Source organism: Pseudomonas sp. GW821-FHT01D09 (assembly GCF_059422465.1).
The window spans coordinates 101495-118582 of sequence record NZ_JBWKWY010000002.1; the positions used below are offsets into that span (position 1 = coordinate 101495).

The 17088-nt window shown below is 64.9% G+C and carries 8 protein-coding genes; 3 read left to right on the plus strand and 5 right to left on the minus strand.

The annotated features are described in order from the left end of the window. Positions 1-7: 7 nt before the first annotated feature. The gene (locus AC07W7_RS03140) at positions 8-4669 is read right to left on the minus strand and encodes a dermonecrotic toxin domain-containing protein (RefSeq protein ID WP_495038660.1); all 4662 of its coding nucleotides are present in this window, start codon (positions 4667-4669) and stop codon (positions 8-10) included. Positions 4670-4712: 43 nt separating this feature from the next. Beyond that, positions 4713-9566 carry a hypothetical protein gene (locus tag AC07W7_RS03145; RefSeq protein ID WP_495038661.1) on the minus strand — a complete coding sequence of 1618 codons (4854 nt, stop codon included), beginning with the start codon at positions 9564-9566 and terminating at the stop codon, positions 4713-4715. Positions 9567-9706: 140 nt separating this feature from the next. On the opposite strand from AC07W7_RS03145, the gene AC07W7_RS03150 reads away from it, so the two are divergent. The 3 genes from AC07W7_RS03150 to AC07W7_RS03160 all read left to right on the plus strand — a co-directional run bounded on the left by AC07W7_RS03150 (position 9707) and on the right by AC07W7_RS03160 (position 11494). After that, a complete protein-coding gene (locus AC07W7_RS03150; RefSeq protein ID WP_495038662.1) occupies positions 9707-9997 on the plus strand; it encodes a DUF5629 family protein in 291 nt (96 codons plus the stop codon). After that, complete coding sequence (locus AC07W7_RS03155; protein ID WP_495038663.1) at positions 9984-11159, plus strand: lactonase family protein; 1176 nt, start codon at positions 9984-9986, stop codon at positions 11157-11159. Before AC07W7_RS03150 ends, AC07W7_RS03155 begins: the two co-directional genes overlap by 14 nt. A 155-nt stretch (positions 11160-11314) precedes the next feature. Beyond that, positions 11315-11494 (plus strand): hypothetical protein, encoded by a 180-nt coding sequence (locus tag AC07W7_RS03160; RefSeq protein ID WP_169955768.1) that lies wholly within the window; start codon positions 11315-11317, stop codon positions 11492-11494. 21 nt (positions 11495-11515) lie between these two features. Here the strand turns inward: AC07W7_RS03160 and AC07W7_RS03165 are convergent, their stop codons facing one another. Genes AC07W7_RS03165 through AC07W7_RS03175 form a run of 3 tightly spaced genes read right to left on the minus strand, consistent with a single transcriptional unit; the run spans position 11516 to position 16997 of the window. Beyond that, positions 11516-12124 carry a glutathione S-transferase gene (locus AC07W7_RS03165; RefSeq protein WP_169900608.1) on the minus strand — a complete coding sequence of 203 codons (609 nt, stop codon included), beginning with the start codon at positions 12122-12124 and terminating at the stop codon, positions 11516-11518. Next, on the minus strand, positions 12121-15759 hold the full coding sequence (locus AC07W7_RS03170; protein WP_495038664.1) for an AAA family ATPase: 3639 nt from the start codon (positions 15757-15759) through the stop codon (positions 12121-12123). Before AC07W7_RS03170 ends, AC07W7_RS03165 begins: the two co-directional genes overlap by 4 nt. Then, positions 15756-16997: an exonuclease SbcCD subunit D C-terminal domain-containing protein gene (locus AC07W7_RS03175; RefSeq protein WP_236309449.1), complete on the minus strand. Its 1242-nt coding sequence runs from the start codon at positions 16995-16997 to the stop codon at positions 15756-15758. Before AC07W7_RS03175 ends, AC07W7_RS03170 begins: the two co-directional genes overlap by 4 nt. Positions 16998-17088 lie beyond the last annotated feature (91 nt).

Genomic DNA, 17088 nt, shown 5'->3' on the forward strand with positions numbered 1-17088 from the left:
TGCCCTGTCAGGTGGCCAATGGCAGGAACCACCGCTCGGCCAACGCCTTGCCAATCAACCCACGGTGTACATCCACCACGGCCTGGGGGCTTTGTGCCCTGGCCAGTTGCGAGTAGTAGCTGACCCGGCGTTGCTCGCGTGTCTTGAGGTGGGCGGCGGTGTACTGTTCCTTGGGCGTATCGGCTGCCGGGTAGTGGAAATGGGCGTACCACAACGGGTAACCGTGCGGGTCGTTGACGGCATACTCCTGCACGAAGTCCCGGCGCTCGCCGCTTAACTGGATACGCTCGCCCAGCAACGCCATATTGGCGTGTTTCTGCTCGATCAGGTATTCCAGGTTGCCGTGGGTTGGCGGCAGTTCCAGGCACAGTTGAATGCGTAGCGCCAGGCCGCGTTCACTCAGGCGGGCCGCGGCCTGGCGCATGTCATTTTCCAGGGTCTGGTCAGCCAGTGTGCGGGCCTCGACGGGCTGGGCCTGGATCGCCTGGTGCAGCTCGGTGGCCAGCTTGTCATAGCGCGTCGACTCATACTGCAGCACCTCCTGGACCTCTTCCGGGTGCCGGGAAATCTTCTTGTATTGCTCGCCACGCTTGAGGTGCTCTTCAAGCATGGCCAGCAGCTTGCGGGCCTCACCCTTGACCAGGTTCAGCGCGCGCGATGCCGCCGGAGAGCGCGGCGGCGGCGCTTCCTTGTATTCGATCCACTGCTCGCCCCGTTGTGAATACAGGCCCAGCAACTCGTTATTGACCTGGGAGCGCACCTCGACGGTTTCCACGTTGCCCACCGGTTTGACTTCACCGATAAACGTGCCTTTTTTCGGAGTGCGAATGACCTTTTTCAGCGGTTTGCCGGCCGCTGCCGGGTTGCGTCGGCTCGCGCGCCTGGGCGGCTGGGCGACGGGTTTGATTTCGCTGGCCAGTTGCTGGGCTGCATCCTGGTATAGCCCCTCCACCAGCTTGATCAACTTGGCGAGATACTCGCCTTCCAACTCATCGGCATTGACGATACCGAGCCCCTGCAACGAGTCCAGGCCTCGGCCATAGTGCTCTACCAGGCTTTCCAGCACGCTGATGCGCTCCTCAGTCTTGAGCTCCAGGTCGTTCAGGTCACTGTGGGTACGCAAGTGCTCTTGCAGCGGTTCAAGGATATCGATCAACACGGCAACCAAGGGGTGAGCCGGGTGTTTATGGGTCATCAGCTCATAGTTGCGCATCAGCAGGTCCTTGATGGCCAAGGCACTGATTTCCTGCGGGCGCTCCCAGGTCAGGCGGCGGTAATACTCGCTGCCGGCGTTGCCCATGGCGAACAACTGGTCAAGGTAGCGATCACGCAGCTCGATCCAGTGAATTGAGCGCTCATTGATGGCAATCATGGCGTAGATGAACTGCTGGTAAGCCGCAAAGTCGCTGAGAACGGCTTCCGCCAGGGCCCCCCCCTTGGCCGTGAAGCGACGGTTGTTACGGTACAGCGCTGCCCGGTCTTTTTCGGAGATCACCACATGTTTGCGTGTGTTGTTGACCATATTTTCCAAGAGGCTCGCCACCGAGTGGGGCGGTAGGGCAATCCCCAGTTCGCTGCGCTCTTTGAGGCTGTCCAGCTGTTGCTGATATTCCTGTGTCTGCTCCAGCAGGGCACTGTCGAATTGTTGGCGGCTGTCGGCCAGTTGTGCCTCGCTGAACCGTGAGTCCTCGGCACTCTTGGTCATCACCGCGAAGAAAACTTCGATCCGGTTCTGACGGGCCACTTGTCCTTGGACGAACTGTTCAAAACTGAGTTTGAGCTCGCGGATGCGTTGCGCCTGACGTTGGCGCTCGGCAGCAATCCGCTTGAGCGGCATGCCGCCCCGCAGGCGCAGGCGCATATCTATCGACCACACGCCGTTGGCATCGCTGTGCAGGTAAGGCCCCAGGTCGGTGGCATCGGTTGGGGCGACGACCCGGATGTCACCTTCCGGTTCCAGGACCAGTTGCAACCACTCGCCGTGGGCCAAGGCATGCCAGGTGCCATCGACCAGGTAAAGCCCGCGGCGCGGCCCATTGAGTACCTGCTGGGGCAGGGGCGTTGGACGGTTTGCCTTGAAACGGCCCAAGCGCGTGCGTTGGGTGGGGGTCAGCCGTTGGCGTGTGCGTGAGAAGCTGAAGTCCAATGCGGTTTTGTCCGGGGCCGGCAGCACGCCCGGCAGGGTGACGGCGCCTTCACGGATGCCGGGTGGTGGGGGGACGGGCCAGCGCTCGGCGACCCTCGGTGCCATGGGCGCGGGCAGTGCCTGCTCCCTGAGCCCGGCGGCCAGGGCCGGTGGCGATGCCGTCACCAGCGGGGCGGCCTCCAACAGCAGCAGGCTGAGATTGAGCAGCAGATCAACCGCTGCCAGCTCGCGCTGCTGCTGATCCTCGGCGGCCAGCGCCGGAATGTCCTGGCCCAGGCTGGCCATCAGGCCCAGCAGCCAGCCCGTGAGCATCGCCGGCCCGCGCAACAGTGGCAGCAGCAGATTGCCGAACAACAGGCTGCTACCCTCCAGCAGCACGCGCCAACGGCTCTCGCTGTTGGACACCGACTCGCGGTTCGCCTGCTCCACCAGGGCCCGGGCATGGTCGCTGAACAAGTATGGCATCAGGCGCCCGGTCACCAGGCATTGCTGCAGCTCGTCGTTGATGCCGTCGCTGGCCAGGCTCGCCGGTGCCGGCGTGTCCAGGGGCGCAAACTCGTCGCCCTGGCCGAAGCGCAGGTAGTGCGGTTCGCGGAACCCCCCATGGGCATAAATCGGCCGGGCCTTGTCATCCAGCCAGGCCAGCACACTGTCTTGCAAGTCGCCGGGCTGGGCGATGGCTTCGAGCAGCGCGGCGCGGCTGGCAAACTCGCACAGCGCCTCGGCATACAGCGGCCGATACAGCAGGTGGGGACCTGCGCCGGCATCCTGGGCCTCGATCAGGTACATGGCGCTGACACAGTCCGGCTGGGCGCCAGGCGCCCGCAGCAAGGCCAAGTGACGGATCACCACTTGACGCTCATCGACCCGTTGGTCACTGGCATCGTGGGCCATCAGGGCCGCGACCATGCGTGCCCCCTGGCGGCTCAGGCCCGATTGCTGTTTCAGGCACAGCTCCAGGGCCAGCAACGGTAATTGCACCGCCTGCTGATCGGCAAACAGCGCCTCACGCTGGCGCGCCTCGGCGTTGTCTGCCAACAGGCACGTCTCCAGCAAGCGCGGGTAGTGCTGGCCAATGTCCACCCGCTCAATCAGGCCACCGGCGCCCATCAGGTAGTCGGCGGTCAACCAGGCCGGCAGCGGCAGGCCATGGCGATTGGCGAGCACCACACTGCCGCTGGGGCGGCTGGACAGGTTGTCGATCGCCAGGTCCGTCAGGCTCATGCGTTCGTGGCGGATGATGCCGGCGGTGCCGGGGTAGCCAGCCGTGACGGCGAAGGTCAGTTGCAGGTCGTCGGGGTGCAGTGCGGCAACGGAGGGGGGCATTGGCGCCAGGGTGTCGAAGGCCACGGCATCGTGTTGCAGGGCTTGCAGCAGGCGCTTGACGGTAAAGCTGCGCAGGTCGTCAATCTCCGGCAGGGCTTTGTGCCCGGCGTGGCGCCGTTGGAGGCTGGCCAGGGCCAGCAGGTAACGCCGGTAGGCGGCCCGGTCGTCGGTACTGGCCTGCTGCAGCCAGGCCGGTAGATGCGGGCGCAAGAGGTCCAGGGCCTGGGGCGCCGCGAGGGGCGTCTCGAGAAAGAACCGCCCCGGGTCGGTGATGTCGCCATACAGCGCGAGCCAGGCGCTGAAGGGTTGGCCGGTGGGCAGGCGCAGGTTGCCGAGGTCTTCCAACTGGCGGTTGAGGAGCATCGCGGCCTGATGCTCGAAGATATCGCCGTCGGGTTCGTAGCGCTGGACCAGGATGTCATCGACCTGATACTGCTCAGCCAGGCGCTGGCCAAAGGCCTGGATCAGCGCATCGATGGAGGCGAACACCTCAAGCCCACCCCGAGGGCTGCACAGCAGCACGGGGGCCTTGCCGTTCACGGCACGGATCAGCACCAGTTCCGGGCCCAGCAGGCTGGCGCTGCGCTGGCCGCTCTTGAGGGTGACCTCCAGGCCATAGGCGAATACCGCACCCTGGCCATGGCGGGCGATCCGCGCCTCCCGCTCGGGGGTGGCGACCAGTTGTTCGACGGTCTGCCGGGCCTGTTCATCCAGGCCCGCCTGGCGCAGGGCACCGACGCGCAAGGTATCTGCCAGCATCTCGGCCAGCCAGTGCCAGTTACCGGTGTCCCAATAGGCGGCCAGCGCATTTTGCAGGGCGATGGGCAGGGTCTGGGGCAGTTCGTCGATCAGCGTCGCGATGACCTGCATGTCGAGTTTTTCCCGGGTCAGGCCGGGCAATTTCAACCGCTTGGGCGGCTCATCGGAGAGGTACCAGGGCGAGCCGTCGATGTCGTTCAAATCCAGCGCTACGCCACGGGCCAGGGCGTCGTACACCACAGGCATAAGGGGTTGCAGCAGCCAGCTGCGGCGTTGCGGCCGGGCCAGGCGGGTGCGGCTCAGGTCCAGTATCAGGGACGGGTAGCGGTCGCTGATGGCCTGGGCCAGTTGCTGGCGGATCACGGTTTCCAGGGCCGGGCGATCCGCGAAGCGTGCGCTGACGGCCTGGGCGATAGAAGAGGCATTAGGGGCTTGCATAAACATCCTTTTATGGGCGGGTGATGCCATTTATGTCCAGGTGCTAGGCGGGCAACAGACTCAGGAACAGGCGTTGATCCAGCGGCGCGGTGATCGGGTGGTACAGGTCGCGCACGATGCTGCGGCTGTCGGCCCCGGCCTCGGCGATCAAGTCCCTGAGGGTGACAAACCGCTGTTCGGGGCGCTTGAGGTGCGCGGCGGTGTAGGCGCCTGGCAGGCTGTCGGCCTGGGGGTAGTGAAAGTGGGCATACCACAGCACCGTGAGGCGGTTCTTCTCGCGCACGGCGAACTCCGACACGTAGTCCTTGGCCGCCGTGCGTTGCGGGCCGTGGACCAGGCCGATATCGATCGCGGCGTGGGCGCGCAGGAATTCGATATTCTCCTGGCGCGGGCGTTGGGCCTTGTAGCCCTCGATGCAGTGTTGTGTGCCTTGTGCGCGCAGCTCGCCGGCCCGCAGGCGCAGGCGTTCTACGGTCTGGAGCATGTCGGGCTTGTCTGCATGGTGCTGGGCCAGCCCGGCCGCCACCGTTTCCAGGCGTTCGGCCTGGTGCGCGAGCATGTCGTGCCAGTCCTGGGGGTTGAGTTCGTCGCGGCGCGAAGGGTCGCTGAGTTTCTTTTTCTGGAACTCGATGGAGCGCTCGATCGCCGGCACTTCCTCCAGCAGCCGTTGCGCCTGGCTGCGCAAGGTCGCCAGCGCCGGCACCTGGGCGGACTCGGCGGGTGGGGTGGGCTTGGCCTCGATAATCTCCACCCAGCCTTCCTGGGGGTGCTCCATGAAACGCCCACTGATCTGCTGGGTGATGGGGTTGCGGGTCACGATGGTGGGGAAGGGCTGGTCGCGTTGGGCCGGTTCCAGATCGCCCACCAGGGCCCCCTTGTCCCGTGACTTGAACACGCGTTTGGTCCTTGACGGTGCCCGTACCGGCTTGAAGGCGCCCGGTGGGGGCGGGAGGAACTCATCTTCACGCAACAGCGCAGCCAGATCAGCCTCGGCGCTGTCACGCACGGTGTACAACCGCTCGATCAACAGCGGCATATACCGTGGGTGGGCCAGGGGCGAGTCGAGCTCCAGCAAGCTCTGATAAATCTGCAGGCGCCGGTTGTAGTGCCGGATCAGGTTGGTCAGCACCTCCTTGCGCTCGGTGGCGGTGAACCCCTCGGTGGTCAGCAGGTCCAGGTGCGAGTCTTCCAGGGACGACAACGAGGATTGCAAGTGGTCATGGCGGGCCAGGAAATAGTGTTCCTGGGGAGTGGTGGCCGCAACCGTCTGGTCAATGCTCAACTCGGTCAGCACATCCAGGGATTCGAGGGTGGCATTGAGGCGGTTGTAGAACCGGCGCTTGGGGTGGCCATTGAGGTAATTCAGGCGCTGGGCCGGGCCGGTCTTCAAGCGCGCGGCCATCTCTTCCAGGGTGTTCTCGATGGCAATCATTGCCTGGGCGTGATGCTCGGAAACCGCAAAATTGGTCTCCAGCAGGTCTTTGACATAGTGCACCGCCGCCGCATCGTGCGCCGTGCCTTGCAGTTCGATCAGCGATTCGCCCTGCTCGGAAACAAAGGTTGCCAGGTACAGGGAAGCCAGTTGGCTGACGCGTATCTCATCGGTGGCCAGCATCGACTGGTATTGCTCTACGCACTGCCCCTCATAGTCGAAGCGGCTGTCCACGGCCTTCATCTGCCCATAGGCCTCGATCAGTTGGCGACGTTGCTGTAGCAACTGGGCGGCGACCTGGTCAAAGCGCTCCTGAAACGCCTGGAACCCGGCCCTGGCCCGGGAGCGTTGAGCCACGCTGTTGCGGTGTTCGGCCACCCGCGCCGGGTCGTCAGGGGCCCTGCGCAAGTGGTTGCGGGCCTCGCCCAGGGCATTGTGGGCGTGCTCGAACTTCAGTCGGGCGGCATCCAGCACCTGGTCGATGGGTTGCAGGCGTTTGATCAGGGCGCTGACCTCGTCACTGATGCGATTGATCTCATCCGAGGCCTGGGTGCGTTTCTGGTCGATTTGCGCGAGCTTGACCTTGAGCCGGTTTTTCGGCCCGCCACCCCGCAGTTTCAGGCCCAGGTCCAGGATCCATTGGCCTTGGGCATTACGCGTAAGCGCGAATCCTGGGTGTTGCGGTTTTTGTGGATGAATCAACGATACTTCGCCCAGTTCGGGCACCACCTGCACTCGAAACAGCAGGCCGGCCACCGAGGCATGCCACTGTTGCCCGATGCGGTACAACCCTTTGACCCCCCCGGTCTCCAGGGGCAACGGGGCCGGCACCGGCCAGGGCACATGCAGCTCGCGCAGGGCATCGAGCAGGTGGCGGCGGCTGCTGTCGCGCGCGTTGGAGTGGACAAAATCCACCAGGGTCTGGTCGCCGGCTGGTGGTTCGGCGGGCAGGCCCACCGGGCCCAGCTCGATCGGGATGGCCGGCGGGGCCGCGCCCGGCGGGCGGCGTAGCGCCGCGAGGGTCAGCGGCAAGGCCGGCTCGCTGCCGTGCGCCAGCCATTCAGGAGGGCGGGAGGCCACATGCAACAGGATCAGGCCGATATTGAGCAGCACATCGACCCAGGCCAACTCCCGGGCGGCGTCTCCCTCGCCTTGCAGGGCCGCTAGGTCGCGCTGGAGGCTCACCGCCAGTTGCACCATCCAGCCCGCCACCATCGCCGGCCCGCGCAGCAATGGCAACAGCAAGGCGTTGAACAGCAGCCAACCCCCTTCGAGCAACACCGCCCAGCGGCTTTCGGTATTGGACACCGCATCGCGGTCGGCCAGGTCCACCAGTGCCCGGGCATTGCTGCCGTACAGGTACTGAGCCAGGTTGCCGGTGGCCAGGGACTGGGCCAGGGACCCGGGGATTTGCCCGCCGTTGGTGTCCTGCGCCAACTGTGCCGGGGGCGGCGCGGGCCACTGCACGGTGTCGTCGCCCTGGCCGAAACGCAGGATATGCGGGCTGTGGAAACCGCCGTGGCTGTAGATCGGCCGGGCCTTGTCCGACATCCAGGCCAGCACGCTGTCTTGCAAGGCCCCGGGTGCGGCGATGGCGTCGAACAGGGCCGCGCGCTGGCTGAATTGCTGCAACGCGTCCTGGTACAGCGGGCGGTAGAGAATCGTTGGCCCGGTGTCGATATCCCGGGGCTCGATGATAAATATATTGCTGACGATATCCGGCAGCGCCCCGGGCTTGCGGGCGAAGGCCAGCGGGCGGATCACAATGTCCTGGGCCTCCACCACCCGCTGCGGCGCGCTGCTGCGCAGCACGGCCTTGACGTAGCGATAACCGAGGAAGGTGAACCCCTGTTGCCCGCGTATTGCCAGTTCCAGGGCCTGGCGTGGCAGTTGCACCGCCAGTTCCTCGCCGAACAGCACCTCGCGCCGGCGTACCTCGGGGCTGTCCCCCAGCAGCAGCTCGCGGATTTTCTGCGGATAGTGTTGGCCAACATCCACCTGGCGGATCAGCCCGGGGGTGCTATGGAACAGGCTTTTTTCCCCGAGTATGTAGTCCTCGGTCAGCCAGCCCGGGACGGCCACCCCCGATGTGTCCCGCAGGGTCAGGCGGCCCTGTGGCGCCGCAGCCAGGTTGTTGATGGCCAGTGCCGTCAGGCTCATGCGCACCGGGGCCAGGTAGCCGCTGTGTATGTCACCCACCGGGACATGGAAGGTCAGTTCCAGGTTGTCCGGCTCCACGCTGGACTCGGGGTGGTCACGGCGCATCTGCTCGCGCAGGGTGCGGGTGGTAAAGGCCGGCAGGTTCTCGACGCCGTCCAGAAAGGACGCACCGGCGGTTTTGCGTTGCAGGCGTGCCTGTTCCAGCAGCTCTTGGCGATAGGCAAAGCGCTGTTCGGCGCTGGCCGCCTGCAGCCAGGGCGGCAACGCCGCCTGGAGGACGGGCTGGTGCGTCGGGTCTGGCGCGGGGGCGGCGCGCAAGAGGGGCGACGGGTCGCTGGCCTCGGCAAACTGCTGCTCCAGGGCGCGTATGCCCCCGGCGGCCGGCAGCCGGATGGCTTCGAGGTCGTTCAGTTGCTGGTTGAGCAGCAGCGCGGCCTGGGTATCGAAGAGATTGCCATCGGGTTCGTAGCGCTTGACCACCACTTTGTCGATCTGTAAGCGGCTGGCCAGGCGTTGGCCCCAGGCCTGGGTGAAGGCCTCCAATGAGTCATAAGGCTCAACATTGCCCGAGGCCTGGCACAGCAGGATTCGGGGGCCTTGTACCAACAGCAGGTCGCTGCTCAACAGGCGGGCATCGCTGCCCGGGCCGACGACGCAGGCCTCCAGACAGTAGGCGTACAGCAAGCCTGCGGGCCCGGCCAGGCGCTCGCGCCGGTCAGGTTGGCGGGTCAGGTCAAACAGCATGTCCTGGGTTGGACCGGCCGGCAGCAGGCTTGCGGTGCTTTTCAGGTTGTCGGCCAACAGGTCGCCGAGCCATTGCCAGCGGCTGGCGCGGGTATCTGCGCTGAGGTTCCAGTAGTTCGTCAGGGCCTGCTGGAAAGCGATCGGCAGGGTAAAGGGCAGGTCCACGATCAACCGTTCGATGACTGCCATGTCCGGTTCGCGCGGGCCATTGGCCTCGTAGGTCAGGCGTGAGGGCGGCCGCTGGGAGAGAAAGCAGCGGCGTTCGTCGATGACCTGGGTCAGGTTCAGGGGCGTGCCATTGCCCAGGTGGTCGAGGACCACATCGCCCAGGCGCCTGAGGTCCCAGCCGCGCCGGTGGTTGGGGGTCGCCAGCTTGACGGTGGACAGGTCCAGGACCAGCGCCGGGAATTGTTCCAGCAGGCGTTCCTGCAGGTGCTGTTCGACCACCTGACGCAAGGTCGGGCGATCGGCGAACTGCTGGGCGACCGCCAGGGCCGGGGTGTTGCTGTGGTGGGTGAAAAGCACGGGGCCAGGCGGCGCGGCGGATAAAGTGTCGGGCATAAGCGATTCCGTTCTGCAAGATGGGTTCGTCTGCAGAATGGCAAGGCGCGGCTGGCACGGTGTGGTAGCCCGTTATCGCGACACGACGGCGACCACGGTTTGGCCTATCATCAACGTTTTTCCACTGATGAATGATCCTGATGACTGTTGCCACCCTGTCTACTGAACTTGCCACCAGCGACATGCTCGTAATCGATGGGCTGCATGCCTTTGAGTTCACCTTTGCCGATCAACAGCTGTCGATTGTCTGCATGGACGGACGGGCCCAGAAGCGCTGGACATTCAGCGCGGCGCAAGTGCAGGCGGCAACGTTCGATGACACCCTGCAAAGCTGGACCCTCAGCGCTGACTCGGGCGAGCACCGCCTGGTGTGTATGAGCGCCTTCACCGGCAACAATAACGATGAGGACGACGAGCATGTTGATGCGTAAATTCTGGCCCCTGCTGATGGCCGGCAGTGTCGGCGCGATGTCGGCCCAGGCCGCGCCGCTCGAGACCTTTGCCCTGCTGGTGGGCAGCTACACCGCCGGCACCAGCGAAGGTATCTACCGCCTGCAGTTCGACAGCCGTACCGGCCAGTTCAGCGGCGCGCCCGTGCTGGCGGCCAAGGCGCAGAACCCGTCCTGGCTGACCCTGTCCCAGGACCAGCAACAGCTGTTCGTGGTCAATGAAAACGGCCCCGGCCAACCAGACCCGGTGGGGCGCGTCAGCAGCTACCGCATTGACCCGGCCAACCAGCAACTGACCCTGGTCAACCAGGTGCAGAGCCTGGGCAACGAACCCACCCATTCCAGCCTGGCCGCCGATGGGCGTTACCTGTTTGTCGCCAACTATTCGGTGCTGGAAGATCCGGGCGGCAGCCTGGCCGTCCTGCCGGTGGATGGGGCGGGCAAGCTATCGCCGCCGGTGCAACTGAGCGCGCACCCGGCCAGCCGGGTCAACCCCGAGCGCCAGGCGTCCAACCACGTGCATTCGGTGGTCTCGTCGCCCGATGGCCAGTACGTGTTCGTACAGGACCTGGGGGCGGACCGGATTTTTGCCTACCGCTACGACCCCAAGGCCAACCCCGAACGACCGCTGACCCCGGCCAATCCGGCCTTCGTACAGTTGCCGCCGGGCAGCGGCCCGCGCCACCTGCTGTTCAGCGCGGACGGCAAGCATGCCTGGCTGACCACCGAGATGAGCGCGCAGGTGGCGGTGTACGACTACCAGGACGGCAAGCTGACCGAGCGCCAACGGGTGGACTTTGCCGCCGGGCAACCGCTGTCGGGCAAGGCCGGCGCCGCGCTGCATGCTTCCAGTGACGGCAGGTTCCTCTACGTCAGCAACCGCGGCACCGCCAACCAGATCGTGGTGTTTGCCATCGACCCGGCCACCGCGCAATTGAAGGAAGTCCAGCGGCGGGCGGTGGAGGGCGATCATCCCCGTGAGTTCAGCCTCGACCCGAGTGGCAAGTTCCTGCTGATCGCCAACCAGAAGAGCAACCAGATTGTGGTGATCGAGCGCGACACCCAGACCGGTCAACTGGGCAAAACCGTACAAAAACTGCCGATTGATGCCCCCAGCGACCTCAAGTTTCTGGTGCGTCAATAAGCCACAGGCCCCGCCATGCGGGGCCTGACTCCTTGTATTAATCCCGGTGATAACGGCTACTGTTTCAAAGCATTTCAGCCAACCGGAACCCAGGCGTAAGTTTGCTCCAAGGCCTTCACAGGCCATCCAGCCAACTGAACACAAGGGTTACCGCCATGAACTTTAATCTGTTCTCGATCATCGCCGCTTCCGCTGTTTCCGCCACCGTGGCCTTGCCTGCCAGCGCCAGCGTGGAGATCAGCAGCAAAAAATCCAGCACCAGCGCCTACACCCAGAAATACCTGCAACAGAGCGCCAACTTCTATGCCGCCCTGGATCACAAGACCCAAGGCTGACACGCCAAGGCTGCACCGTGGCTACGGAGTTTTGGCCATGGATTGGACAAACAGCGGCGACGCCAAAAACCGCTCCAGCCACTGCTGTAAATGCACATAAGGCGTCGTTGCAAACCATTCCCGGTCCACATGGGCAAACTGGCGCACAAACGGCGCCAGTGCCACATCCGCCAGGCTCAGGTGATCGGCCAGCAGGCAGTCGCGCTGTGTCAGCAATCCTTCCAGCTTGCGCAAAAACACCTCGCCCTCGGCCCGATAGTGTTCCATCGGCTGCTGCGGGTAGCGCTCGGCGTATTTGTAACGATTCAAATGCTCCTTGAAGGCCTGGTCATTCTCGGCAATCAACGCTGCCATCAGCTCCTGCGCCGCCGGATCAGCCTTGAGCAGCCAATCGTCGGGATCATGCTGTGCCAATGCCCAGCGCATGATCGCCAGGCTTTCGTCGAGCACCTGGCCGCCCACACTCAACACCGGCACCGTGCCCTTGGGCGACAGCGCCAACATCTGCGCCGGCTTGGCCTTGAGGCTGACCTCGACCACCTGCACCGCCACCGCGCAATAGCGCAGGGCCATGCGCGCACGCATGGCGTAGGGGCAGCGACGAAACGAATACAACACGGCTTCGCTCATTTCACCTCCAGGGTGCTCAACCCATTGCCCTGGCGCCTGACCTGGATCTGCACCGGTATCCGCTCGTGCATTTCCTGCACATGGGAAATCACCGCCACCTTGCGCCCCTGGGCCTGCAGGCCGTCGAGGGCGTCCATCGCCAGTTGCAGGGATTCGGGGTCCAGGCTGCCGAAGCCTTCATCGATAAACAACGACTCGATCTTCAACGTGCTGGAGGCCATCGACGCCAGCCCCAGGGCCAAGGCCAGGGAGACCAGGAACGTCTCGCCGCCGGACAGCGAATGCACCGAGCGCAGTTCATCGCCCATTTCCGTGTCCAGCACCAGCAGGCCCAGCATGCTGCCGCCGCGCTTGAGGCGGTAGCGGCGTACCAGTTGGCGCAGTTGCACGTTGGCGTGGTGCACCAGCAGGTCGAGGTTGTAGGCCTGGGCGAACTTGCGGAACTTGTCGCCGGTGGCCGAGCCGATCAGCGCATCGAGCCGCGCCCAGCGCTGCCACTCCTCATAGGCCTTGGCGGTGGTGAGCGCCAGGCTCTGGTTGGCGTCCTGGCGCCGCTGGTCTTCGGCTTGGCGCGCCCGCAGTTCGGCGCAGTGGGTTTCGCCGCTGTGCAGTTGCAGGTTGAGATCGGCCAGGGCGCTGTCCAGCTGTTCGGCGTCGAGGTTGCCGTTGTGCAGGGCCTGGTGCTCCTTGAGGCGCTGCTCGCGTTCTTGCAGCAGGACCTTGGCCTGTTCGATGGCTTTTTCGCTGTGCTGCACCTGCTGGCGCAGTTCGCCGACCCCTGCCTCGTCGAAGGCCAGCAGATGCGCCAGGCCGCTGTCGTCCAGTTGCGGATGCTGGGCGCGCCACTCGCTGATGCGGTTGTGCAGCGTCTGCAATTCGCTGTCCAGGGCTTGCTGGCGTTCCTGGCGGGCCATGAGGTCGGCCGCCAGCTGGATCAGTTGGTTGCGGGTGTCCTGCAACTGTTGATTGGCCTGGGCCTCGTTGTGGCGCGCCTGTTCCACGGCCTGGTCGAGCTGCTGCTGCCAGTGCTCGGCGCTGCTGTGCCCGCCCAGCAGGGCCCCGAGTTTTTCTTGGGCGGCCTGTTGCTGGGTGGTCAGGTCGGCCAATTGCTGGTGCAGCACGGCCAACTGTTGCTGGCGATGCTGCTGGCGGTCCTGTTCTTTTTCGATGGCTTGCTGGCGCTGTTGCTGCTCGGCCAGTTCATCATTCTGCTGGCCAAGCTGCTCCAGGCGCTGGCTGATCTGCTGGTCCAGTTGCATAAAGGTGGCGGCCGGCTGCGTGCGCAGGCCTTCCAGGGTCTCGGCCGGTAGCAGGCTGGCGAAGGCCGCCAGTTCTTCGTCCAGGCGCTCGCGGTCGCTGGCCAGTTCCCGTTGCTGGTCGATCAGCTGTTGGCGCGCCTGTTGGCTGGCATCCTGGGCGGCTTGCAACTGTTGCTGCAGGCGCCCGGCATTTTGTTGCAGGTTGAGCAGGGCGCCCTGGCGTTGTTCGTCCTGGGTGATGCTCTGGTTGAGCTGGCCCAGTTGCTGCGCCAGCCAGGCGCTGCGTTTGGTGCGGTCCTGGTTGAACAGCGCGGCGCTCAAGGGGTGGGCTTCGAGGCTGGGTGCCAGGGCCTGGAGTTGGGTCGCCAATTGCTCCTGCTGTTGCAGGAATTCTTTTTGCTGGGCGATCAAACCGCCGACTTCACCGCGCAGTTCGGTGAGTTTTTCCTTGAGGGTGTCGACCGCCTGCTGCGCATGGGCTTCTTCATTTTCATCGTGACGCGTGAGGCTGTGCAACAGGGCTTCGGGCTGGTGATACGGATGCTCGACGCTGCCGCACACCGGGCAGGGTTGCTCATCCTGCAATTGTCCGCGCAACTCTTCGACACTGGCACTGCGCGCCAGGCGCTGGCGTTCCAGTAACTGCTTGGTCACGCTCAGGGTCTGCTCGGCCACGGTCAGCTCGGCCTTGGCGTGCAGGCCGGTCTGGTTCAGTTGCTCGCGCTGTTGCTGGGCGCTGGCCTGTTTTTGGGCCAGCTCCTGTTGTTGCTGGTCCAATTGCTGCTGGCTGTCCCACAGCCGCGTCAGGTCCTCGAAGGCCCGTTGCTGCTTGCGATTGTCCTTGAGCAGGCTGTCGAGCAACTGGATCTGCTCGGCCACCGCATGGGGCTCGGCGCCAGCTTCCTGATACAGCAACTCCAGGGCCGTGCGTTGCTGGGTCCATTGCTCGCTGGCGTGGTTGGCGCGTTCTTCCAGTTGCGGCAGTTCGGCCTGGCCCTTGTTCAGGCGATTGCCGATCAACATCAGTTGTTGTAGGCGGTCGCGGTAGGCGTTCCAGGCGTCGCTCAAGGGCGCGAGGGTGGCGCTGCGTTCCAGTTGCGCCGCCAGTTGTTGCAGGCGGCTGGCAACCTGTTGCTGCTGGGTGTGCAAGGTATCCAGCGCCGCCTGGCCTTCAGTGCAGGCGGCTTGCCCCAGTTGTTGCTGCTCACTGCTGTGGGCCCGCTCGCGGGTCAGGCGGGCGAGGGTGCTTTGCTCCTCAAAGGCCTGGCGCAGCAACGGCACCGCCTCGGTCTGCTGTTGCAGGGCGGCGGCCAAGGCGTTGTGTGCGCTGGCTTGCTGCTGTTGCAGTTGCTCCTGGCGTGCGTGCAGGGCGGTTTGCTGCTCAAGGTGCTGGCGGATCTGTGCGGCCAGGGGTTGCAACTGGCCGGTCAGTTCGCGATGCCGCGCAAACTGATGGCGCTGCGGCGCCAGTTGCTCCAGGCGGCTCAAATCCAGGCGTTGCGGGCCCTGGGTGTGCCACGCCTGCTCGGCCTGTTGCAATTGCTCGACTGCACTGTGTTGGCGTTCCTGCCACTCGCGCAGTTCCTTGAGCCAGGTGTGTTGCAGTTCCAGTTGCTTGAGCTGTGCCTGCTGGGTCTTGAGTTGCTGCTGGGCCGTGCTCAATTGTTGATCCAGCTCGGCGCGGGCCTCGGCTGGCAACGGCGTGACGCCAGTGGCCTGGTCTTGCAGCAGCTTGTGGGCTTCCTTGGCCTCCCGCGCCTTGACGAATGCCCGCTGGCCCAACTGGGTGTAGAGCGCGGTGTCGGTGAGCTTTTCCAGCAGTTCGCTGCGCTCGTTATCGTTGGCCTTGAGAAAGGCGCTGAACTCGCTTTGCGCCAGCAGCACGGCCCGGGTGAACTGCTCGAAATTCAGGCCCAGGGCCAGTTCCAGCTGGGTCTTGTATTCGGTCTTCTGGCTGGCCAGCAATTGCTCGCTGTCCAGGTCGATCAGGCTTTGCCGGCTGTGTTGCAGCTTGCCGCTGGCCTTGTCGCGGGCGCGGTTGGCTTCCCAGCGCGCACGGTAGCGCCGGCCGCTGACGCCGATAAAGTCCACCTCGGCATACCCGCCACCGGTGCCGCGACGGATCAGGGTGCGCGGGTCGCCGATGGAAATATCGGTATCGGCATCGGGCATTTTTGCCTGGCCGGTATCGCCCAGGCGTGGCACGGCGCCAAACAGCGCCAGGCACAGGGCATCGAGCAAGGTGCTTTTGCCGGCGCCGGTGGGCCCGGTGATCGCAAACAGACCGGCGCTGGCCAGGGGCTCGGCGGTAAAGTCGATCTCGAATGGCCCGGCCAGGGACGCGAGGTTTTTCAGGCGGATGGCGAGGATCTTCATGGCAGTTGCTCCTCCTGTTGCACGTCCTGGAGCAGCACGGCGAAGTCCTTGAGGGTCTGTTCGTCCACGTCACTGCCATAGCTTTCCTGCCAGGCGCGGCTGAACAGTTCCTGGGGCGTGAGCTGGTCGAGTTCGATCAACGGCTCTTCGCCGTGCTCCTGGCGCGCGCCGCTGCCGGCGTACTCGGCGGCAATGCGCACCAGGCGCACGGCCTTGCCCAGCAGGGCGTTTTCCACTTGCTGGCGCAGGTCCGGCTGGGGTTCGTCGAGGCGCACACGCACCTCTAGCCACGGCTGGCGCTGGGTGTCGGCCAGCAGGTCGACGTCGGGCAATTGCGCCAGTTGTTGGAGGATCTCGGCCAGGGGCGCGGCGTCCAGGCGTTGCAGGTGCACGGCGCGGGGGATCAGGCGCGATTCGACGCTGACCAGGCTTGCCCCCTCCAGTTGCACGTCGAGGATCTGGTGTTGATAGCCGATTTCCGAGAACGACAGCGGGATCGGCGAGCCGCAATAACGGAGGCGCTCCTCGCCATTGACCCGCTGCGGCTTGTGCAAATGGCCGAGGGCGACATAGCTGACACTGGCATCGAACAGACTGGCCGGCAGCGCCTCGGCATTGCCGATGATCAGGCTGCGCTCGGAGTCTTCCGAGACCGAGCCGCCAGCCATATGCGCATGGCTGATGGCAACCAGCGCCTGGCCCGGCTGGCGCTTGGCATTGGCCGCGGCGATCAGGCGTTCATGCACCTGGCCGATGCCCTTGAGGTAATCGTCACCTAGCAGCGCACCGGTGACTTCCGCCGGGCGCAGGAACGGCAGCGCCAGGCACCAACCGGCCACGGCGCCGGTTTTGTCCGGCAGGGCAATCAGCAAACGCTCCACATCCAGTTGCCCGTCATCCAGCCACAGCACCCGGCCCAGGGCATGGGTACGCAAACGCCGCATCAATGGCGCCGGCAGCTCAATGCGCGAGCCGGAGTCGTGGTTGCCGGCGATCATCACAACGGTCAGGTCGGGGTTTTGTTCATGGGCGTTGATGATGAAGTCATACAAACGCTCCTGGGCCCTGAGCGGCGGGTTGACCGTATCGAAGATATCGCCAGCGATCAGCAGCACATCGGGGCCGTGCAGCTTGAGCTGGCCCAGCAGCCAGTCGAGGAAACAAGCGTGCTCGAAGTCGCGTTCCTGGCCGTGGAGGTTTTGGCCCAGGTGCCAGTCGGAGGTGTGAAACAGACGCAAGGCGAACTCCGTGGGGAATAGAGAAAGGAGGGGAGTTTACCTGTAAATGCCGGCCTGGCGCCGGGGAATGGAACCAAGCGTGGCCAGGCAC